We start from the raw sequence: 20643 nt of genomic DNA, 5'->3' as shown, positions 1-20643 counted from the left end.
TCAGAAGGTCCAGTCGAGGCCGTCGGTCGGCGACTCGGGAACGGGCGGAACGAACGACTTGACCTCGAAGCCGATCGGGTCGTCGTGGTTGATTGGGAAGCGCTTCGGGACCTTCCCGGTCGCCCTGGCGTACGCGCACGCGACGGCCGCGACGGAACAGGCCACGCCCGCTTCGCCGCCGCCACCGGGCTGTTCGCCGTTGGACGGCATCGCGATCGCGGTGAAGTCGTGCGGGATGTTCCACTGCCGGGTGTAGAAGTAGTTGTCCCAGCTGGCTTCCAGGAAGTGCCCGTCCTTCAGGTGGACGCTGCTGGTCAGCGCCAGCGCCAGCCCGTCGGCGAAGCAGCCCATCATCTGCGCTTCGAGGCCGCGCGGGTTGATCACCAGCCCGGCGTCGATGGCGATGACCGCCTTCGTCACGCGCGGGCCGCCGACGCCGTCGCGGATCTTGCGGTTCACCGTCTCCGGGCGGCAGTCGATTTCCACCAGGCAGGCGCTCGCGCCCTTGTACTCCTTGTGGATCGCGATGCCCTGAGCGGTGCCCGCCGGCATCTTCCGGCCCCAGCCGCCGACCTCGGCGACCTTGCGCAGCACGCCCTTCACCTGGTCGTTCTTGAGGTACTCCAGCCGGAAGTCCAGCGGGTCCTTGCCCATCGCCTTGGCGAGGATGTCCACCATCAGCTCGTTGGCGCAGCCGACGTCGGGCGAGTAGACATTGCGCATCGACCCGGTGTTGAACCGCTGGTCGGTCTCGGTGAGCGTCTGGTCGACGACGCCGAAGTTGTACGGCATTTCCTGGCTCAGCACGAAAACCGCCTCGGCAACGCCGAGGTTGCCCAGCCCGGTCGGCAGTTTCGTGGCGACCGAGGTGAGCATTTCGCCGAGCCCGTGCCGGAACGACGTCTCGACCGAGGTGTGCCGCTGCTCGAAGGTGAGCACCTGGCCGGCGAGCACCGTGGCCCGCATCCGCGACGTCGCCATCGGGTGCAGCCGGCCTTGGCGCGGCTCGTCGGCGCGGTGCCACATCAGCCGCACCGGCTTGCCGAACGCCTTCGACGCCTGCGCCGCTTCGACCGCGTGGTTGCCGAACAGCTTGTGCCCAAAGGAACCTCCGCCGGTGACGACGTGGACCTTCACCTTGCCCTGCGGCAACCCGACCGCCTGCGCGACCTCGCCCTGGGCGACGATCGGCGACTTCAGCCCGGCCCAGATTTCGGCGCTGCCGTCGCGGACGTCGGCGACCGCGCAGTACGGCTCCAGCGCGGCACTTGAGCGGAACATGAACTCGAAATCCGCCTCGACCGTCTTGGCCAGCACCGGAACCTTCGGCACGGCAAGCGGAAGCTCGGCCCGGCGCAGGTTGGCGAGCACGGATTCGTCGTTCTCGCCCTCGACGGTGCCGGCGCCCCAGTCGACCTGCAGCGCGCGCACGCCGTCGATGCACTGGCCGAACGTCTCCGCGCGGACCGCGACGCCGGTCGGGATGATCGCGACGTCGGTGACCCCGGGCAGCTTCAGCACGTCGGCCTTGTTGCGAATGGCTTTCGGCTTGCCGTTGAGCGTCGGCGGGCGGCAGATCATCGTCGGCAGCGCGCCGGGGACGTCCAGGTCCATCGCGAACTGCTTCTTGCCGGTCACGATGTCGAGCGCGTCGAGCCGGGTCTGCGGCTTGCCGAGCACCTTGAACTCGCTGGAACCCTTGAGCTTGCTGGGATCCAGCTGCACCTGCTTGGTGGTGCTGGAGGCGGCCTTCGTCGCCAGTTCGCCATACGTCGCCGTCTTGCCGTTCGGCGCGGTGACAATGCCGCCCTTGACGATGAACCGCTCGGCGGTCCCGCCGAGCAGGAGCACCGCCGCCTGCAGCAGCTGCTGCTTGGCGATCGCGGCGGCGACGCGGATCGGCGTGTAGGTCGAGACCGTGGTGTTCGACCCGCCGGTGAGCTGGTTGAACAGCAGCTCCGGACGCGCCGGGGCGAGCGTCACGTGCACCTTCTCGACCGGCAGGTCCAGCTCCTCGGCGATGATCATCGCGGTCGAGGTGGTGATGCCCTGGCCGACCTCGGCGCGCGGGATCTCGAACGAGGCGCTGCCGTCCTTGTTGATGGTGACGGTGATCAGCTGCGACGTCGGGAGCCCGGCGTCGGTGAGCGCGTCGTTGAGGTCGTACAGCTCGGGCGGCTGCGGAGCGGAGGGCACGGAGGCCGAGGCCGGGGCGGCGAGCCCGACGTCCGCGGCGACGACGAGGGTCCCGGCCGCGACGACGTACCCGAGGAACCCGCGCCGGGAAACGCCCGCGCGCTCCTTCCCGGTGTCCGGCTCGGAGTGACTGAGAGTCACGCTGATTCCCCTTTCGAGGTAAGGACCGCGTGCCGGAAGGCAGCACGTGCACGCGGGTGGTGGTGGGGGACCACCTTGCCGGGTGAAACCGGGGCTGAGTGTTCAAGTTCTGTACAGCGGCAGCGGAGAGCGATGGTTATCCTCCTGCGCGTCACCAACGGAGGTGGAGATCCGCGTGAGTTCGACGACGTCCTCGCGAAGCGTGGTGCTGCGGGAACCGATCGCCCAGTCCTGGCGCCGTGCCTCGCTCGCCGGTGTGCGCCCCGAAACCGCGCTCCTCGACCTGCGGTTTTCCGACGTCGACCCGGCCAGCAAGCTGCTGTCGGCGGCCGCCCCGGTGCTGGAGGACCTCGACGAACGCCTCGCCGGCACCGCGATGTCCACGGTGCTCGTCGACCACGACGGCAGGCTCGTGCACCGGTGGAGCGCCGACCGCGCCGTCGAAGACTGTCTCGACCAGCTGGGCATCGGGGTCGGCACCTGCCTGCTGGAGGACGAGGTCGGGACCACCGGCCCGGGCACCGCGCTGGAAACCCGGTCGAGCATCGTGGTGCACGGGGAAGAGCATTACGCCGAGGCGCTGCGCGGGTTCAGCTGTTACGGGCACCCGATTTTCCATCCGGTCACCCGCAGGCTGGAGGGCGCGCTCGACATCACGCTGCTGGCCGCCGAGGCGAATCCGCTGCTCGCGCCGCTGGTCGCGAAGGCCGTCGAGGAGATCGAACGGCAGCTGCTCGAAGGCAGCCGCGTGTCCGAACGGTCGCTGCTGGCCGCGTTCCAGGCGACGTCCCGGCCGACCCGGCCGGTGGTCGCGATCGGCCCGGACCTGCTGCTGTGCAACCAGGCCGCCGCGGACCTGCTGGAAGGCGCGGACGTCGCGCTGCTGTGGAACCTGACCGGCGAGGCGGCCGGACCGTCCGAAATGGAGACCGAACTGCGCTCCGGCCAGCGCGCGCGAGTCCGGGCCGAACCGGTGCCCGGCGCGCGCGGCGGGGTGCTCGTCGAAATCCGCCCGCTGAGCGCGGACGAAGCCCGGCGGGCGCGGCGTCGCGAGGCTGTCGTGCCTGGTCCGGTGGCTGGGCACGTGCACATTTCGGGGCCGCCCGGTACCGGCCGCACCACCGAGGCGCGGCTGCGGGTGCCCGAAGAACCGTGCGTCACGCTGACCGGCGCGGAAGCGGTGCTCGGCGGATCAGCGGCCTGGGCCGAGCGGTTCAGCGCCGCGGTCGAGACCGGGGTGGGCAGCATTTGCGTGGACGGCGTGGATCTGTTGCCGGCTGAGCTGGTCGACCTGGTCGCCACGCATGCCGCGCGCGGAGTCGGCCCGCATCTCGTGCTGACCACCGGCCCGCGCGAGGGTCTGACCGGGCCGGAACGGGCGCTGATCGCGTCGTGCGGGGAGAACGTCGAGCTGCTGCCGCTGGCGCACCGACCGGACTTTCCCGAGGTCGCGGCCCGGATGCTGGCCGAACTCGGGGCCGCGCGGACGCACAACATCACGCCGGGCGCGCTGCGGATCCTCGGCTCGTACGACTGGCCGGGGAACCTGCCGGAACTGCGCGGCGTGCTGGGCCAGGCGATCCGCAAACGGTCCGTCGGCGCGATCGGCCCGGCGGACCTGCCGCCCGCGCTGGTGGCGGACGCGTCCGGGCACGAGCTGGCTCCGATCGAGCGGGCGGAGCGGAACGCGATCGTCGCGGCGCTGCGGTCGGCGGGCGGGAACAAGGTGCGGGCGGCGAGCACGCTGGGGATTTCTCGGACGACGTTGTACGCGCGGATGCGGGCCCTGAAGGTGCCGGGTTAGGCGGCCGGCAGGTCCGTCCGTGAGGGCCACCTTCACGGACTCTGATTCCCTCAGGGTTCCCCTCACGGACCTTTGGATGGTCCAGCAGGTGTGGGGCCACGCAGGTCTCCTCCGCGATAGTCGCCGGGTGATTGGCCGGTCCACCGGCGAAAAGCACGGCGAAACGCACTGGCCTCGGAAAAACCCAGGCGCTGCGCCAGTTTCTCGATGGATTCGTCGCCACGGCTCAGGCTGGCGATAGCGGTGTCGCGGCGGACGGCGTCGCGAATCTGGCCGATCGACGTGTGCTCAGCGCGCAGCAGCCGGCGCAGGTGCTGGGTGCTGATCCCGAGCCGGTCGGCGATGTCGTCCGGGACATCAGTGCCTTGTTCGATCAGGGCGCGGACCTGGTCGGGGTGGGTGGAGCCGTAGTCGCGGGTCGCGAGCCAGACGTCCGGCTGGTCCGCCAGAAACTCCGCCAGTTCGGCTTCGCCGCGGATGACTGGGGCGGGCAGGAGTTTGCCGTCGAAGGCGAAGGTCAGGGTGTCGGCGTCGAACTGCGGATGGCGGCCGAAGAACTGTTCGTAGTGCGGCGCGTGGTCCGGTTTCGGCCAGGGCAGGCGGAGTTCACGCAGGTCGATGCGCTGTCCGGTGAGCCAGCCGAGCAGCCGGTGGACGACGAGGGCGACCAGTTCGGCGGCGACGTGCTCGGGATCGTCGAGCTGGCTGACGTCGATCTCCACCTCGACCAGCGGAGCTGCCATGCGGACCGCGACCCGGGGCATGCCGGGGAGGACTTCGGCGGCCTCTTCCAGGCGGTGCAGGGCGGTCCGGAGGTCGGGCGCGGGGGCGACCGAGCGGACGACCAGCCGGAACAGCCCGCGTGGCGCGCGCGGACCGAGGGCGAAGAGTTCGTCGTCGGTGCGCATCCACAGTTCGCGGGTGAGTGCGGAGACCTGCGCGCGGGTGACGCCGGTGCGGTCCGGCCGGATGCCGAGACGGCGGAGCAGGGCGGGGACGTCCAGATTCCGGCGTTCGCCGATCCGGGCCAGCCGCTGGGCCAGGGAGTCCAGAACAGCCGGGTCGTCCACGGTTCAAGGCTAGCTGGTGGTTAACCGGCGGCCCGGTTCGGTTTTTCTACCCGATCGGGTGACGGGGCTCGGCCGGGATGCGGCTGCCGAGCAGTCGTTCGGTCTCCGTCCACAGCCACTCGCCCAGCTCTGGATCCCGGCTGGTCGGCACCGGCTGTTGCACTTCCGCGGCGGCGGTCCGATGCGGACCGAGGTACTCGCCGCCGCGCAACTCCGGCGACGCGACCGCGGCCACGACCGGTCGAGCGGCCTGGTCCTTTCCCCGCACGATTCCCCGGAACGGCTTGGCCAGCGCTCGCCGCACCGTCGCGCCAGGCCTCAGCGCGTCGATCGCCCCGCCGGGATGCACGACGATCGACTGGACCTCGGCGAGCCGCCGGTGCAGTTCGAAACCGAAGATCTCCGTCGCGTGCTTGGACATCGCGTACGCGACCCGGGCGCGGTAATGCTTCTCGGAGAGCCAATTCTCGCGATCGAACGGGATCTTGCGGGTCAGCATGCTGCCGAGGCTCACCACTCGCCGGACCGCCGGGAGCGCGCGCCGCAGCAGTTCCGCGTGCGCGAGATGGTTGGTCCCGACGATCTCCTCCACCCCGAACGCGCCGATCCGGTGTGCCTGGCCGGGACCGGACGCGCCCGCGACGATCCCGGCGTTCAGCACGAGCGCGTCCAGCCGCGGCAGTTCGCCGAGCCGGTCGCCGACCTTGGCGATCGACGTCCGGTCGGCGAGATCGAGCTGGACGAACTCGTGCCGAGCCGGGTCCGGGAGCGCGGAAACCGCGGTGCGGCCACGGGATTCGGATCGGCCGAGCACCAGGACTCGGGCACCGAGGTCGGCGAGCTGCGCGGCGGCGTAGAAACCGATTCCGGACGTGGCACCGGTGATCGCGACGGTGTGGCCGTCGATCCGCTCGGGCTGTAGTTCTTTCGGCACAACGGGAACGCTAATTTCGCGGCCGGGTGCGCACCAGGACCGGGGTTAGCGGATTTCGGGACCGTTCCGCGCATTCAGGCTTCGGCGAGCGCGGCCAGCCGATCGCCGATGAGGTCGATGTCGGCCTCGGTGGTGCGGTAGTTCGCGACGCAAGCGCGGATCGCGGTCTGGCCGTGCAGCCGTGCCGGACCCAGCAGAGCGGTGCCTTCGTCGGCGAGTTGGGCAAGCAGCGCCGGGTATTCCTCGTCACGACGGCCGTCGAGGCGCACGCACACGGCGGTCAGCGCGACCGGGTTCAGCAGGGTCAATCCGGGCTCGGCGGCTACGCGTTCGCCGAGCCGGGCGGCGAGGCGGAGGCAGCGTTCGGCGGCGGCGCGGAAGGTGTCGACGCCGAACGTTCGCAGCGCGGCCCACACCTTCAATGCCTTGAAACTGCGGGAAAGCTGCGGGCCGTAGTCCATGAAGTCGAGCATCAGCTCGTCCTCGGCGACGGTCAGATACGACGACGAGAACGCGAAAGCAGCCCGAAGCTTTCCAGCGTCTTTCACCACCAGCGCACCGGCTTCGAGTGGCGTGAACAGCATTTTGTGCGGATCCAGCGCAATAGAATCCGCGCGCGACAACGGGGCGAACGTCTCGCGCGCGGAGTCGGCGAGGACGAACAGCGCGCCGTACGCACCGTCTACGTGCAGCCAAAGGTCTTCTCGCGCGCACAGATCGGCGATGGGACCGATCGGGTCGATCGAGCCGCTGGTGACCGTGCCAGCGGTGGCGACGACGCAGAACGGTTCGAGCCCGGCGGCGCGGTCGGCGGCGATTGCGTCCGCGAGGAGGTCGACGCGCAGGCGGAAAGCGTCGTCGGTGGGGATGTGCCGGACGTGGTCCAGGCCGAGGCCGAGCGTCGCGGCCGCCTTGTCGACGCAGCGGTGTGCCTCCTCGGACGTGTACAGCACGAGCGGCGGGGCACCGGATTGCAGGCCGCGCTCACGGAAATCCGGGCGGCGGTCGGCGAGGGCGGTGGTGATCGCGTCCTTGGTCGCGCCGGAACCGCCATTAGTCAGGATGCCGCCCGCGTCGGGGCCGAGGCCGAAAAGACCGGCCAGCCAGTCGACGACCGAGCGTTCGACGACGCTTGCGGCGGGGGAGAGCTGCCAGAAATTGCAGTTTTGGTTGAGCACAGCGGTAATCGCGTCGGCGTAGGGGGCGATGCCGTTCGGCGGGCCCTGCACGTACGCGAGGAAACGCGGGTGCGCGACGGTGGTCGAGTTAGGCACGATGCGGTCCCGCAGGTCAGCGAAGAATCCTTCTACCCCAACGCCTTCCGCCGGGAACGGCTCGGCGAGGAGCTTCGCCAGCGTGTCCCGGTCGACGTCCGGGAGGATCGGGCGGGCCGACAGGGATTCCTCGTAGCTGTCGACGAAACGGGCCAGCGAGGCGGCGGCTTGGGCGCGCTCCGCCGGGGAGAGGACGAGGGTGTTCACGGGGTGCCTTCCGGGAGATCGAGTGCCGGAATCGACGGTAGTGCGGGAGGCGGGGCAGCCGATGCCGAAGATTGCGCATTCAGCTGGTCTGATTAGCATCATATTCCATGGATAAGACGGATCACGCAATCGTCCGCCACCTCATGGCTGATGGACGGCTACCGAACAACGAGCTGGCCGACCGGGTCGGGCTGTCGCCGTCGCCGTGCCTGCGCCGGGTCCGCGCGCTCGAAGCGGCCGGGGTCATCACGGGCTACCACGCGTCGGTCGACCCGGCTGCGCTCGGCCGCAGGCTCGGGGTGCTGCTGCACGTGGAGATGGCCGATCAGCGCAGCGAGGTCATCGAGGCGTTCGAGGACGCGGCTACCGGCCTGGACGACGTGGTGTCGTGCCGGCGGATGTTCGGCACGCCGGACTACCTGATGCAGATCGCGGTGGCGGACATGGCGGCGTACGAGCAGCTGTACATGACCGCGCTGACCCGGATGCCCGGGGTGGCGCGGACGAATTCGCAGTTCGCGATGAAAACGGTGAAGACGACGCCGGGGCATCAATGGTGATTGACGACGCAGGTGCTGAAGAAAGTGTTGCTGCCGCGCTGGCATCCCTGCCCGGTCTACTTGACCGCAGTCCGGGACGACGCGGATCTCCGGCGTTGGAACCCGGAGCTGCGTCCACGCGGGACGGTCTCGGTGCTGGGGTCCGGCGCCCGGCTGGCGTGCCGGTTCCGCTGGGCGGCGGACTTCCTGCGGGTGTTCCGCGCGGAATTCTGACCGGGCACTGCTTTGGCCGCAGGCACAAGGCCGGGGCCGAATCTCTGGGCGCTTCTCCAAGGCTCGGGCGAACCGGCGCGGCCGATACTGGCGCCCATCGACCCGCCGTGGTCGGGACACCGAGGTCCCGGAGGTTTTCCGCAGATGACGCCGCCCCAGCCCGAGGCGCTTTACCGAGCCTGCACCACCGCCTTGCACGACCAGTCCTTCGCCGCCGGGCTCTCGATGGCGGTCACCGGCCGCGACGGGATCCTCGCGTCCGGTGCGTTCGGGCACGCCGATCTGGCCGCCGCCCGGCCGGCGACCGAGGACACGCTGTTCCAGATCGGCTCGATCTCCAAAAGCATGACGGCCGCCCTGCTGCTGCGGGCGCGTGCCGCCGGGCTGGTCGATCTGGACCGTCCGGTGACGGAGTACCTGCCGTGGTTCTCCGTCCGGTACGCGCACGCGCCGATCACCCTGCGGCACCTGATGTCGCACACCGCCGGGATCATCGAGGGCACGGACGTCTCCGGCGACTCCGCCTTCGAGGTCTGGGCGCTGCGCGACACCGTAGCCACGACCCCGCCGGGGACCTGGTTCCACTACTCGAACACCGGGTACAAGGCGCTCGGGCTGGTGCTGGAGGCGGTCCACCAGCGGCCGTACCAGGAACTTCTCGGCGATTTCCTCGCTGAGCTGGGGATGTCGGCCAGCGCGCCGGCGATCACCCACGACCTCCGCGCGCGCAGCGCCGTGGGATACGAGCCGCGCTACGACGACCGCGTCTCGATCCGCGAGGACGGCCTGGTCCCGGCGACCTGGATCGAGACCGCCACCGCGGACGGCAGCGTCGTCTCGACCGCACGCGACATGACGGCTTGGCTGCGCCTGCTGATGAGCGGTGAATCGCTGGCGAGCGACCTCTGCACGCCCGAGATCCGGGTCGAGGAGGAAGACTGTTCGTACGGGCTCGGCGTCCTGATCAGCGAGTTCGACGGCCGCCCGCACGTCTGGCACACCGGCGGCATGATCGGCTACTACGCGGCTATCGCGTGTGACGTCGACGCCGGGATCGGGGCGGTCGTGCTGGCCAATGGCACCGGACCGTGGCAGGAGACGGTCGTGCACCTCGTCGCCGCGACGCGAGCCGCGCGCGAGGGTAAGCCGGTGCCGGAATTCGCGGTGCCGGAACGAAAACGTCCGGCACCACTGGCTCCGGACGATCCGCCCGCGCGCTGGGCCGAGGTCGTCGGGCATTACCGCTGCCACAACCCGTGGCTGTCCAATGTGCACGTTTACGCCCGCGGCGACCGGCTGTGGGTGTCCGTCGCCGGCGGCCCGCCCGACGAACTCGTGCCGCTTCCGGACGGCTCTTTCCGCGTCGGCGTGGACGAACGGCTGCCGGAGAGGTTGAAGTTCGACGTCGTCCTTAATGGACTCGCGGTCCGCGCGGACTACTCCGGATGCCCGCTCTACCGCACCTTTACGCCCTAGGCGGTCCTTGATGAGAAACCGTTTCCGCCGCGTGGCGGCGGCGTTGCTGGCTGTGGTACTGGCGGCCGGGTGCAGTCAGGCCGAGAGCGAGACCGCCGACGGCGGTGTCTTCCGGTTCGGCGCCAACCAGCCGATTGATTCGCTGAACCCGTTCGTTTCCGTGGTTTCGATGTCCTTCGCGGTGTTCGAGCAGATCTATCCGACACTGGTGCAGCTCGATCCGCACGACAAGTACGTCCCCGAATTCGCCACCGACTGGAGTACCTCGGCGGACGGCCAGACCTGGACGTTCCACACTCATCCGGGCGCCACCTGGTCCGACGGCACCCCGCTCACCGCCGAGGATGTCGCGTGGACGCTCAGCACGATCGCGAAATTCCAGGACGGCCCGACCGCCGGTCTCGCGAACTACGTGGTCAACCTGGACAGCGCGACCGCGCCGGACGCGAATACCGTGGTGCTGCACTACGCCAGCCCGGTCTCGAATGTCCTAAGCAGACTGATGAGCGTCCCGATCCTGCCCCGGCACATCTGGGAGAAGTACGCCGAAGGGGACGGCGCGGCGCTGACGACGTTCCCGAACACCGCGCCCATTGTGTCCGGTGGCCCGTTCGTCCTGGTCAAACACCAGCCGAAACAGGTCGCGCTGTTCAAGCGGAATCCCGCTTACTACGGCCCGAAGCCGCACATCGCCGGGTTCGGCATCCAGTTCTTCAGCACGGACGACGCGATGATCACCGCGCTGAAAAGCCACCAGCTCGACGCGGTCCAAAGTGTCCCGGCCACCTCCGTGGGCAACCTGGAATCGTCCGGGTTCGCCGTGCTTTCCTCGCCGGGCATGCGGTTTGACAGCATCACCGTCAACGCCAACCCGGAACAGCAAGCGGCGCACCGGGAATTGACCAATCCGCTGCTGCGCGAAGCACTCGACCACGCCGTCAACCGGGCCGAGATCGTGAAGACCTCGCTGCTCGGCCACGGCAAACCGGGCGGTTCGGTGATCGCGCCGGGCACCGCGGACTGGGCGGACCGCTCGATCACGCCGCCGTCGTTCGACCTGGACCTGGCCAACCGGCTGCTCGACCAGGCAGGCTACCGGCGCGGCCCGGACGGCGTGCGGATCGCCGACGGCCACCCAATGGTCTATCCGATCATCCTGCCGGCGGACACCTACGGCGGCGCCGGACTGCGCTCGTTCCAGATCATCCGCGGCGACTTCGCCCGGATCGGCATCCGGCTCGAACCGCGGCTACTGGACAACGCGGCGGCGAATGACGCTGCCATGGCGAACAAATCGCGGGACTTCGCGATGACCATGTGGGGCTGGAGCGGCGGCACCAGCGACCCGGACGACACGCTCAACTATCTCACCTGCGCCAGCCAGGGCATCCTCAACGACACCGGCTACTGCAGCAAGGAATGGGACGGCCTCTACAGCGAACAGGGCGAGGCGATGAACCCGGCGGACCGGCACGACGTCGTGAACCGGATGCAGCAGCTGGCCGCCCGCGAGCGTCCGCTGCTCGTGCTCGACTATCCGGATGCGATCGAGGCACATTCGCCGTCTTGGACCGGGCTGACGCCGGTGGGCGGGGCCTCGTTCTCCTCGGAGTCGAAGCTCCCGCTGCTGTCCGTGCGAAAGGCGGGCTGACCCGATGCGCAGTCTCGACTATCTGCTCCGACGCGGGGTTTTCACGGTGGTGACCATCTTTCTCACTGTCACCGCGAACTTCTTCCTCTTCCGCGTGCTGCCCGGCGACGCGGTGACCAACCTGTCCCGCGTGCCGCACGCGACGCCGGAGCTGCAGCACGCGCTGCAAGTCCGCTTTGGACTCGACAAGTCCAAATGGGACCAGTACCTGATCTATCTCAAGAACCTGCTGCACGGCGATCTCGGCGTGTCGTTCACCTATCAGCAGCCGGTGACCCATCTGCTGGTGGAGGATCTCAAGAACACCGTGCTTCTGGCCGGAGTCGGGACGCTGGGCGCGATCGTGCTTGGCATCCTGTCCGGGGTGATCGCGGCGTGGCGGCGGAATTCCCCGCTGGACCACCTCAACACCGGGCTGGCGACGCTCGTTTATTCGTTCCCGTCGCAATGGCTCGGGCTGGTCTTGCTGATTCTGTTCGCCGGAATCCTGCCCGCCGGCGGCATGTCGGATCTGTTCTTGTTCGACAGCCCGCCGTTCTGGCAGAACGTCGGCGACGTGGCGAGTCACATGGTGCTGCCGACGATCACGCTCATCCTCACCGCGTACGGCGGCTACACCCTGGTGGTGCGGTCCTCGATGCTGGAGACTCTCGGCGAGGATTACGTGCTCACCGCCCGCGCGAAAGGGCTTTCGGACCGGCGGGTGGTGTGGCAGCACGCGGTACGGAACGCGATGCTGCCAATGGTCACCATGGTCGCGCTCGATCTCGGCTACGTCGTCGGCGGCGCGGTGCTGATCGAGGTGATCTTCAGCTGGCCGGGGATCGGCATGGCCACCTACACCGCACTCAGCCAGCGCGATTACCCCATGGTGCAAGGCGGATTCCTGCTGCTGACCGTGTCGGTGATCCTGCTGAACTTCCTCGCCGACCTGGTCTACTTCCGCCTTGATCGGAGGGTCAGCGCATGACCGCCATCGCCCCGGCCGAACTGCGCCGTACCGGGATCTTTCGCACCGTGCTGCGGGAGCACAAAACCGCGGTCGCGGGTCTCGTCATTCTCGGGTTTTTCGTAGTGCTCGCGATTGTTTCGCCGTACCTCGCGCCGTACAGCATTACCGAACGGTCCTGTGCGGTCTTCGAACCGCCGTCCGCGCACCATTGGCTCGGCTGCGACGACGGCGGCGTGGACATGCTTTCGCTGCTGATGCGCGGCGGGCAGACGTCACTGGTCGTCGGATTCGCCGCGACGCTTGTCGCGATGCTGCTCGGCGGCACGGTCGGAATTCTGTCCGGCTATTTCGGCGGCTGGGTCGACGCGGTGCTGATGCGGATCACCGACGTGCTGCTCGTGCTGCCGGATTTGGTGCTGGCCATGGTGATCGCGGCGGTGTGGGGGCCAAGCCTGTTCCACGTGATCCTGGTGATCGGCCTGCTGGAATGGACGACGACCGCGCGGATCGTGCGTGCGGAGGTGATGTCGCTGCGCGAACGGGCTTACGTGAAGCGGGCGCGCGGTCTCGGCGCGAGCAATACGCGGGTGATCGTCCGGCACATCCTGCCGCAGGCGGGTCCGTTGCTGATCGCCAACACCGTGCTCACCGTTTCGGTGGCGATCTATCTGGAGACAGCGTTGGCCTTTCTCGGTTTGGAGGATCCCAGTGTCACCACGTGGGGCACGATCCTGGAACACGCTTTCGCGCGCACCGCGATCAGTTCCGGGGCTTGGTGGGCCATCGTGCCGGACGGATTCGTGATCGCCGCGGTGAGCATCGGCTGTTTCCTGCTGGGCCGGGCCATCGAGGACGCGTTGAACCCGCGGCTCAAGGTTTCCCATTTGTCCGGCCGCCGGTGGCGGGTGCGGGTGCTGGCCGGAAGAGGAGCGGACGCCCGATGAACATCTTGGAATGCGACGATCTGCACGTGTGGTTCGACCTTCCGGACGGCGGTCAGGTGCATCCGGTCAACGGGGTGAGTTTCTCGCTGGCACCGGGTGAGCGGTACGGCCTGGTCGGCGAATCCGGCTGCGGGAAGTCGACGACCATCCTGGCGTTGCTGGGATTGCTGCCGCCGACCGCGACCGTGGCGGGCCGGGTTTCCATTGCCGGTACGGAGATCTTGGCCGGCGGCGAGGAATCCGTGCGCGGGCATCGGTGGCGGGACCTCGCGATGGTGTTCCAGGGCGCGATGAACGCGCTCAACCCGGTGAAGACGGTCGGCTGGCAGATCGCCGAACCGATGCTCTGCCACGGCATCGCGCGCCGGGCGAAGGCACGCGAGCGGACGCGGGAACTGCTGGAGCTGGTCGGAATCCCGGCCGCGGCGGCCGATCGGTACCCGCACGAATTCTCCGGCGGGATGCGGCAACGGCTGTCGATCGCGATGGCACTGGCCTGTGAACCAAAGGTGCTTCTCGCGGACGAGCCGACCACTGCGCTGGACGTGATGGTGCAGGCGCAGATCCTGGAATTGCTGACCCGGCTGACCGACGAACTCGGCATGGCGCTGGTCCTGGTCACGCACGATCTGCCGTTGGTCTCCCAGTTTTGTCACCGGGCGGCGGTAATGTACGCCGGGAAGATGGTCGAAGAAGGCCCGGCGGATCAGCTGAGCTGGGAGTCGCGGCATCCGTACACGCGGCTGCTGTTCTCCGCCACCCCGGATCTCTACGGCGACGAACCGGTCGTCTCCATTCCCGGCGCTCCGCCCCGCCTGGACACCGAAATCGTCGGCTGCCCGTTCCGTCCGCGCTGCGATGTCCCGATGGACCGCTGCGCCGCCGAGCTGCCGCTGCTGACCACGGCCGGCCCGGGGCATCGGGCGGCGTGTTTCCGTACCGAGAGCGTGGTGACAGCATGACCGAGGCGCTGCTGGAGGTCGACGACCTCTCGATCCACTACCCGATGCGGCGCGGGGTCGCGGGCACGCTGGCGCGTCGGCCGCGCAGCGTCGTGCATGCCGTGGACGGCATCAGCTTCCGGCTCGGCCGCGGCGAGATGGTCGCCGTCGTCGGTGAGTCCGGCTGCGGGAAATCCACCACCGCCAAAGCGATCTGCGGCCTGGTCGAGCCGACGGGCGGCACGGTCCGGCTGGAGGGCAACGCGATCACCGGCCTTCCGGAACGCCGGTTGCGCCCGGTCCGGCGGCGGGTGCAGATGATTTATCAGGACCCGTACGAATCGCTCGATCCGCTGTGCCGGGTGCGGGACATCCTCGCCGAGCCGATGCTGATCCACGGCATCGGCGAGTCCAAAGCGGACCGGGCCGGGCTGGCCGAGGAAGCACTGGAACGCGCCGGTCTCTCGCCGGCGCAAGCGTTCCTGGACCGCTACCCGCACGAACTGTCCGGCGGCCAGCGGCAGCGCGTCGCCATCGCGGCAGCGCTCGTGCTCGACCCGGACGTGCTGCTCGCCGACGAGCCAGTGTCCATGTTGGACGTTTCCGTGCGCGCCGGTGTGCTGTCCCTTTTGGACACTCTGCGCAAGGACCAGGACACCGCGATCCTGATGATCACGCACGATCTGTCGACAGCCGCGCATTTCGCCGACCGGATCGTGGTGATGTACCTCGGCCGGATCGTCGAACAGGGACCGGCGCGGGACGTCGTGCGCGATCCGCGGCATCCCTACACGAAGGCGCTGCTGTCGGCCGTCCCGCGCCGAGACCGGGAGCACCAGACGAAACCGCAGCTGCTGACCGGCGAGACCCCGAACCCGGTGGACATCCCGCCGGGCTGCCGATTCCGCTCGCGCTGCCCGATCGGCACGGCCGACTGCGAACGGGCCGACCCGCCGCTGGTGTCGACCGGCGGGCACGAAGTCGCATGTGTACTCGCCTGATCCTGCCCCGCGCACCCAAGGAAAGGAACACGATGTCCGCTGATCTCGTCATCCGAGGCGGCTCCGTCCTCGACGGCACCGGAACCGCGGCCCGCCGCGCTGACGTGGCGATCGCCGGGGACCGGATCGAAGCGATCGGCGACGTCCGCGACGCCGACGCCCCGGTCCTGGACGCCGAGGGCTGCGTCGTGGCTCCGGGATTCATCAACGTGCTGAGCCACGCCTACGAAACCCTTCAGCTGGACCCGCGCGGACTGTCCGACCTGTACCAGGGCATCACCACCGAGATCTTCGGCGAGGGCCGCTCGATGGGCCCGGTCACCGGCCGGATGACCGACCTCGTCGCCGCCGAGAAGCCGCTGTTCGGCATGCGGACCAGCTGGCCGAGGCTCGGCGATTTCCTGGCTGATTTAAATGGCGCCGGACTCAACATCGGCAGCTTCGTCGGCGCGGAGAACCTGCGAATGCCGTTCGCGGGCAACGACGATCGCTCGCTCACCGACGACGAGCTGACCGCCGCATGCACCCTGCTCGACGAGGAATTGGCGGCTGGCGCACTAGGCGTGGGTTCGGCGTTGATCTACGCGCCGGGCAGTTATGCGTCCACTGTGGAACTGATCGCGTACGCCCGAGTCCTGGCCAAGCACGACGCGCTGTACATCTCGCACATCCGCGGCGAGTCGGACCGGCTGGTGGATTCGGTCGACGAGCTGATCCGGATCGCCCGGGAGTCTTCGGCGCGGGCGGAGATCTATCACCTCAAGGCTTCCGGCCGAGAGAACTGGCCGCTGATGTCCACTGTGCTCGATCGGGTGCAGCAGGCCCGCGCGGACGGGCTCGGCATCACCGCGGACATCTACCCGTACGACGCCGGTTCCACTTTCCTGTCGGCGTTTATCCCGCCGCGTTTCCACGAAGGCGGCAAGCTGGCCGCGCGGCTGGCTGACCCGTCGATCCGCGCGGAAGTGAAAGCCGCCATTCTTGCGCCACGGCAGGACTGGGAGAACCTTTACCTCGGATCCGGCGGCGCGGAAGGAATCCTGCTACTCGGTGGCTCCAGCATCTCGGTGCCCGGCCAAACCCTCGCCGAGGCAAGCCGTGGCGGCGACCCGCTCGACACCTTGCTGGACCTCGTCGAGGCGGAACCGAACCTGATGGTCGCCGAGTTCACCGCCTCAGAGGCGGACCTGCAGCGCGCGCTGAAACAGCCGTGGGTTTCGGTGTGCACGGACTCCGAGGCGATTCCGGCGGAGGCGCCGTTCACGGATACGTCCACCCATCCCCGGACGTACGGCGCTTTTGCGCGAGTGCTGGGCCCGTGGGTGCGGGACGGCGTGCTGCCGCTGGAGGAAGCGGTGCGGCGGATGACGAGCCTGCCCGCCGCAAACCTGCGCCTGACCGACCGGGGCGTACTGCGGCCAGGAGCGTTCGCGGACGTCACGGTGTTCGACCCGGCGGCCGTGCAGGACAACGCGACCTACCTGGACCCGCACCGCTACGCCGACGGAATGCGGCACGTGCTGGTGAACGGCCAGGCCGCGCTGCAGGACGGAAAGCCGACCGGGGTGCTGGCCGGGCGAGCGGTGCGGCGCGGGGCGTAAGCGGTCGTGAGTGGCAATCACGGTTAGAACCGGGATTGCCACTCACGACTACCACCCCAGCTGATCCCCCAACCGCAACCGCAGCCACAACACCAGCCGCTCATCCGGCTCGCCCAGATCGAACCCGAAAATCTCCTCCGCCCGCGCCAACCGGTACCGAATAGTGTTCGGATGCACCGACAACCGAGCCGACGCAGCCGCGATATCCCCGTTGGTGTCAAGGTAAGCCAGAATCGTCGGCGCATAAGTCGTCCCGTGCGCACCATCATGCGCCCGCACCGCCGGCCCTAACCGCCGCGGCAACGCGGCGTCCCCGGCCAGCAACTGCGCCAGCACCGACAACGTCGCCCCAGCCCAGACCTCCTCGATCGCCGCCACCTGACACGGTTCCGGCGCGGTACGCCGTTCCGCCAGCGTCCGCAAAACGAGGTCCGCATCGGCACGCGAGGACGCGATCGACCGGAGCCCCGGAACCGTCGACCCGAGCCCCGCCTGCACCGGCATCCGTAGCGCGCCGTGGGCTCGTCGGGCGATGTCGGCGACCAGGTCCCGATGCGCGTTCGGGAGCAGCGCGTAGACCGTCCCGTCGATCAGCGCACAGCCGTGCTTGCCGTAGTGCGCCTCGCAGTGCAGGCTCACCAGGTCGGCCAGCCGGGTCGCCGCGTGGGCGGCCAGCGCGTCTTCCGGATCGGCGACGGTGAACGCGGCCACGGCCACCGGCGCGTCCGGGTCCAAGCCGAGCTGCGGGGCGACCGCGGTGACGCTGCTCGGGTCGGCCAGGAGGCGTTGCAGCAGGTCAGCGCGCCGGCGACGGACCACGTCGACCGCCGTGCGCGCGGCCAGCAGGTGCAGTGCGGCGATCTCGGCGGCGTTGAACAGCGCTTGCTCGGCTGCCTCGTCGAGGCTGTCCTCGGCGTCGACCACCCAGATCGACCCGAGCATCTCGTTGCCCGCCCGCACCGCGACGCCGAGCCGGGGGAGCCCGTCGGGCAGCGAGGGGAACCGGCAGGTCCGCCGCACGCGCGCGAGTTCGCGGTACTGGTCGTCGTAGAACACCGGCACCTCCGGCACCTGCAGGCCGAGGATGCCCTGGCGGCGGCCGTCGTCGATGGGCTGGCCGGGCAGGGTCGAGTACGCCAGGATCCGCCGGTGCGGGTCCTCGATGGTGGTCGCGCCGCCGACCATCCCGGCGATGGCGTTGGCCAGCGCGAACAGATCGCCCGCGGCCGGCGTGCCGGGGGTGCGCACGGCGGGGGCGAGCGCCGAGGAGATCATCGCTTCGAGGTGGTGCCACGGCACGGCCTCGTCGGCGGCGAGCAGCACCACACCGGCGCTCTGCGCGGCGCCGGCCAGCTCGGTGAGGGGTTCGCCGAAGCTTTTCACCACCAGCGCGGCATATCCCGCGGCCGAGTTGACGAGATCCTTCGCCTCGCCCGGATCGGCGCCGACCGCGAGCAGGATCGTGTCCTTTCCCAGCGGAGCCGCGGTGCGCCGCTCGTGGATGAGCACGCCGGACACCGGCACCGGCCGCTCCGGCAGCGGGGTGACCGGCCGCAGCAGCGAAGCACCGAGCGCGTCGAGGACCTGCCCGAGCGCGGGCGCCTCCGGATCGAGCATCTTCACCTCTTTAGCCAGACGCACAAAACATCCGCGGAATCTCTGGACGGGCACTGCACGCACCCGGCCGGTCCGGCCGCGAGGCTGTCAGCATGCACGTTCCACCAGGCGTACCCGCGACCGTACTCCCCTCGGCCCCGGACGCGGCGGTCTCGACCGCCCTGCACGCCGCGAACCGGGCAGGTATCCGGATCCGGCTGGCCGAAGACATCCGGACGCTCGAAGCGGTGTCGCGGTTCCTCGCCCGGGTCTGGCAGACGCCGGAAACCCAGGCCCCGTTCGGCGCCGACGCGTTGCGCGCGGTGGTCCACGCGGGCGGCGCGGTGCACTACACCGCCGATGACGACGGCATCCTCGCCGCGTCGGCACTGATCTTCTGCCCGCCGGTGACCCGCGCGGTGTACTCGCTGATCGCCGCCGCGCGCGCGAGCGACCGCGGCGTGGGCTTCGCGCTGAAGCAAGCGCAGCGGGTGTGGGCGCTCGACCAGGGCGCGGAGACGATGATCTGGACTTTCGACCCGCTGGTGAGCCGCAACGCGCACTTCAACCTGGCGAAGCTCGGCGCGTACGGCACCGAGTACACAGTGGACTTCTACGGCCAGATCGAGGACGGCGTCAACGGAGCGGACGAAACCGACCGGTTCACCGCCATGTGGCCGCTGCTCGAACCCCGTCCCGCCCAGCTTGCCGGCCCGGACCTAGCGACCGCGGACGTCGACCCGCGACCCGGCCCCGACGGCGAACCGTTCCTGGCCCGCGACGCTTCCGGCCACTGGTGCCGGGTGCCTGCCGACGTCGTGGGCCTCCGCCGCCTGGACGCGCGGCTGGGCGCGGCGTGGCGCTACGCGATCCGGGACGCGCTGGTCCCGCTGTTCGCCGAAGGATTCACCGCAACCGGATTCAGCCGGTCCGGGTGGTACCACTTGACCGAGGGGGAGCGGGCGTGAAGATCGAACGGATCGACCTGATCGAGGTCAGCCTCCCGCTCGTCCGTCCATTCCGGACTTCGTGCTCGGTGGACACCGAACGGAACACCATGGTGCTGCACGTGGTGACCGACGTCAGCGAGGGCTGGGCGGAGTTCGGCGGCGACCCGGAACCGGTGTACAGCCCGGAATTCGCCGCCGGGGCCGAACGGATCCTGCGCGACCATCTCGTCCCGCGCGTCACCGCCTTGCCCCGGCCGACGGCCGCCCGGGTCGCCGGCGCGCTGGCCCCGGTCAAGGGCAATCCGCTGGCGAAAGCCCTGCTGGAGACCGCGATTCTCGACGCCGAATGCCGCGCGTACGCGATGCCGTTGTCGACTTATCTCGGCGGCGTGCGCGATCGCATCCCGGCCGGAGTGTCCGTCGGCATCACGGACACCATCCCGGAATTGATCGACACCGTCGCCGGGTATCTGGCCGACGGATACGTGCGGATCAAGCTGAAGATCGAGCCCGGCTGGGACCTCGAACCCGTGCGCGCGGTCCGTGCCGAATTCGGCCCCGACCTGGTCTTGCAGGCCGACGCGAACACTGCCTACTCGCTTGCCGACGCCGAGCATCTGCGCCGGCTGGACGACTTCGGCCTGGTCCAGCTCGAACAGCCGCTGGCCGCGGACGACCTCGGCGGGCACGCCGAACTCGCGAAACTCCTGCGTACACCGATCTGCCTGGACGAATCGATCTGCTCCGCGCGCGACGCCGCGTTCGCGATCCGGCTCGGCGCTTGCCGGATCGTCAACGTCAAACCCAGTCGCGTCGGCGGCTATCTCGAAGCGAGGCGGATCCACGACGTGTGCGCCGCGCACGGAATCCCGGTGTGGTGCGGGGGAATGCTCGAAACCGGCATCGGCCGGGCGCAGAATCTCGCCCTCGCCGCGCTGCCCGGCTTCGTGCTGCCCAACGACATTTCGGCGTCGAACCGGTATTACGCCACGGATCTCACCGAACCCTTCGTGCTCGAAGACGGTTGTCTGTCCATTCCGGACGGACCGGGCAGCGGCGTCGCGGTCGACCCGGCCGCGCTGCGGCAGCACACCGTCGCTTCGCAAACCCTCTTCGCAGTCTGAAAATTCCG

Annotated in this window: 17 protein-coding genes; 12 read left to right on the top strand and 5 right to left on the bottom strand. The window is 69.3% G+C overall.

The genetic code is table 11. From position 1 onward, the window contains the following. The gene (locus tag ACFSVL_RS22460) at positions 1–2337 is read right to left on the bottom strand and encodes a molybdopterin cofactor-binding domain-containing protein (protein WP_378307162.1); all 2337 of its coding nucleotides are present in this window, start codon (positions 2335–2337) and stop codon (positions 1–3) included. Between the two features lie 175 nt (positions 2338–2512). On the opposite strand from ACFSVL_RS22460, the gene ACFSVL_RS22455 reads away from it, so the two are divergent. Further along, positions 2513–4141 (top strand): sigma-54-dependent Fis family transcriptional regulator, encoded by a 1629-nt coding sequence (locus ACFSVL_RS22455; protein ID WP_378307160.1) that lies wholly within the window; start codon positions 2513–2515, stop codon positions 4139–4141. 62 nt (positions 4142–4203) lie between these two features. Here the strand turns inward: ACFSVL_RS22455 and ACFSVL_RS22450 are convergent, their stop codons facing one another. The 3 genes from ACFSVL_RS22450 to ACFSVL_RS22440 all read right to left on the bottom strand — a co-directional run bounded on the left by ACFSVL_RS22450 (position 4204) and on the right by ACFSVL_RS22440 (position 7626). After that, entirely contained in the window at positions 4204–5211 is a 1008-nt protein-coding gene (locus ACFSVL_RS22450) for an AraC family transcriptional regulator (RefSeq protein WP_378307159.1), read from the bottom strand. 46 nt (positions 5212–5257) lie between these two features. Then, positions 5258–6145: an SDR family NAD(P)-dependent oxidoreductase gene (locus ACFSVL_RS22445; protein ID WP_378307157.1), complete on the bottom strand. Its 888-nt coding sequence runs from the start codon at positions 6143–6145 to the stop codon at positions 5258–5260. A gap of 74 nt (positions 6146–6219) precedes the next feature. Continuing rightward, positions 6220–7626, bottom strand: coding sequence for a pyridoxal phosphate-dependent decarboxylase family protein (locus ACFSVL_RS22440; protein WP_378307155.1), 1407 nt, complete (start codon positions 7624–7626; stop codon positions 6220–6222). Between the two features lie 107 nt (positions 7627–7733). Here ACFSVL_RS22440 and ACFSVL_RS22435 point away from each other — a divergent pair, with 107 nt between their 5' ends. The 9 genes from ACFSVL_RS22435 to ACFSVL_RS22395 all read left to right on the top strand — a co-directional run bounded on the left by ACFSVL_RS22435 (position 7734) and on the right by ACFSVL_RS22395 (position 16965). After that, on the top strand, positions 7734–8186 hold the full coding sequence (locus tag ACFSVL_RS22435; RefSeq protein ID WP_378307153.1) for an Lrp/AsnC family transcriptional regulator: 453 nt from the start codon (positions 7734–7736) through the stop codon (positions 8184–8186). Beyond that, positions 8187–8399, top strand: coding sequence for a hypothetical protein (locus ACFSVL_RS22430; RefSeq protein ID WP_378307151.1), 213 nt, complete (start codon positions 8187–8189; stop codon positions 8397–8399). Positions 8400–8543: 144 nt separating this feature from the next. Further along, positions 8544–9875: a serine hydrolase domain-containing protein gene (locus tag ACFSVL_RS22425; protein WP_378307149.1), complete on the top strand. Its 1332-nt coding sequence runs from the start codon at positions 8544–8546 to the stop codon at positions 9873–9875. 10 nt (positions 9876–9885) lie between these two features. Next, complete coding sequence (locus ACFSVL_RS22420; protein WP_378307147.1) at positions 9886–11526, top strand: ABC transporter substrate-binding protein; 1641 nt, start codon at positions 9886–9888, stop codon at positions 11524–11526. 4 nt (positions 11527–11530) lie between these two features. Then, positions 11531–12496 carry an ABC transporter permease gene (locus ACFSVL_RS22415; protein WP_378307145.1) on the top strand — a complete coding sequence of 322 codons (966 nt, stop codon included), beginning with the start codon at positions 11531–11533 and terminating at the stop codon, positions 12494–12496. Further along, the gene (locus ACFSVL_RS22410; RefSeq protein WP_378307143.1) at positions 12493–13422 is read left to right on the top strand and encodes an ABC transporter permease; all 930 of its coding nucleotides are present in this window, start codon (positions 12493–12495) and stop codon (positions 13420–13422) included. The genes ACFSVL_RS22415 and ACFSVL_RS22410 overlap by 4 nt, the downstream gene beginning before the upstream one ends. Next, positions 13419–14384, top strand: a complete 966-nt coding sequence (locus tag ACFSVL_RS22405; RefSeq protein WP_378307141.1) for an ABC transporter ATP-binding protein — start codon at positions 13419–13421, stop codon at positions 14382–14384. Before ACFSVL_RS22410 ends, ACFSVL_RS22405 begins: the two co-directional genes overlap by 4 nt. Beyond that, the gene (locus ACFSVL_RS22400) at positions 14381–15364 is read left to right on the top strand and encodes an ABC transporter ATP-binding protein (RefSeq protein ID WP_378307139.1); all 984 of its coding nucleotides are present in this window, start codon (positions 14381–14383) and stop codon (positions 15362–15364) included. The genes ACFSVL_RS22405 and ACFSVL_RS22400 overlap by 4 nt, the downstream gene beginning before the upstream one ends. 32 nt (positions 15365–15396) lie before the next feature. Continuing rightward, entirely contained in the window at positions 15397–16965 is a 1569-nt protein-coding gene (locus ACFSVL_RS22395; RefSeq protein WP_378307137.1) for an N-acyl-D-amino-acid deacylase family protein, read from the top strand. A 48-nt stretch (positions 16966–17013) separates the two neighbouring features. Here the strand turns inward: ACFSVL_RS22395 and ACFSVL_RS22390 are convergent, their stop codons facing one another. Then, positions 17014–18582 (bottom strand): PucR family transcriptional regulator, encoded by a 1569-nt coding sequence (locus tag ACFSVL_RS22390; protein ID WP_378307135.1) that lies wholly within the window; start codon positions 18580–18582, stop codon positions 17014–17016. 92 nt (positions 18583–18674) lie between these two features. On the opposite strand from ACFSVL_RS22390, the gene ACFSVL_RS22385 reads away from it, so the two are divergent. Together ACFSVL_RS22385 and menC are read left to right on the top strand one after the other, a co-directional pair. Further along, entirely contained in the window at positions 18675–19529 is an 855-nt protein-coding gene (locus ACFSVL_RS22385) for a hypothetical protein (protein WP_378307133.1), read from the top strand. Then, positions 19526–20635 (top strand): o-succinylbenzoate synthase, encoded by a 1110-nt coding sequence (menC, locus tag ACFSVL_RS22380; RefSeq protein WP_378307131.1) that lies wholly within the window; start codon positions 19526–19528, stop codon positions 20633–20635. The genes ACFSVL_RS22385 and menC overlap by 4 nt, the downstream gene beginning before the upstream one ends. Positions 20636–20643 lie beyond the last annotated feature (8 nt).

Origin of the sequence: Amycolatopsis silviterrae, from assembly GCF_042684085.1 — a bacterium.
GTDB lineage: Bacteria > Actinomycetota > Actinomycetes > Mycobacteriales > Pseudonocardiaceae > Amycolatopsis > Amycolatopsis silviterrae.
Note: the sequence above shows the minus strand (reverse complement) of the source record. Positions and strands in the feature narration are given on the sequence as shown.

Excerpts from the sequence above, each read along its gene's own strand:
- ACFSVL_RS22435 (WP_378307153.1), top strand. The coding sequence starts at position 7,734 with ATGGATAAGACGGATCACGCAATCGTCCGCCACCTCATGGCTGATGGA.
- ACFSVL_RS22425 (WP_378307149.1), top strand. The coding sequence starts at position 8,544 with ATGACGCCGCCCCAGCCCGAGGCGCTTTACCGAGCCTGCACCACCGCC.
- ACFSVL_RS22420 (WP_378307147.1), top strand. The coding sequence starts at position 9,886 with ATGAGAAACCGTTTCCGCCGCGTGGCGGCGGCGTTGCTGGCTGTGGTA.
- ACFSVL_RS22415 (WP_378307145.1), top strand. The coding sequence starts at position 11,531 with ATGCGCAGTCTCGACTATCTGCTCCGACGCGGGGTTTTCACGGTGGTG.
- ACFSVL_RS22410 (WP_378307143.1), top strand. The coding sequence starts at position 12,493 with ATGACCGCCATCGCCCCGGCCGAACTGCGCCGTACCGGGATCTTTCGC.
- ACFSVL_RS22405 (WP_378307141.1), top strand. The coding sequence starts at position 13,419 with ATGAACATCTTGGAATGCGACGATCTGCACGTGTGGTTCGACCTTCCG.
- ACFSVL_RS22400 (WP_378307139.1), top strand. The coding sequence starts at position 14,381 with ATGACCGAGGCGCTGCTGGAGGTCGACGACCTCTCGATCCACTACCCG.
- ACFSVL_RS22395 (WP_378307137.1), top strand. The coding sequence starts at position 15,397 with ATGTCCGCTGATCTCGTCATCCGAGGCGGCTCCGTCCTCGACGGCACC.
- ACFSVL_RS22390 (WP_378307135.1), bottom strand. The coding sequence starts at position 18,582 with ATGCTCGATCCGGAGGCGCCCGCGCTCGGGCAGGTCCTCGACGCGCTC.
- ACFSVL_RS22385 (WP_378307133.1), top strand. The coding sequence starts at position 18,675 with ATGCACGTTCCACCAGGCGTACCCGCGACCGTACTCCCCTCGGCCCCG.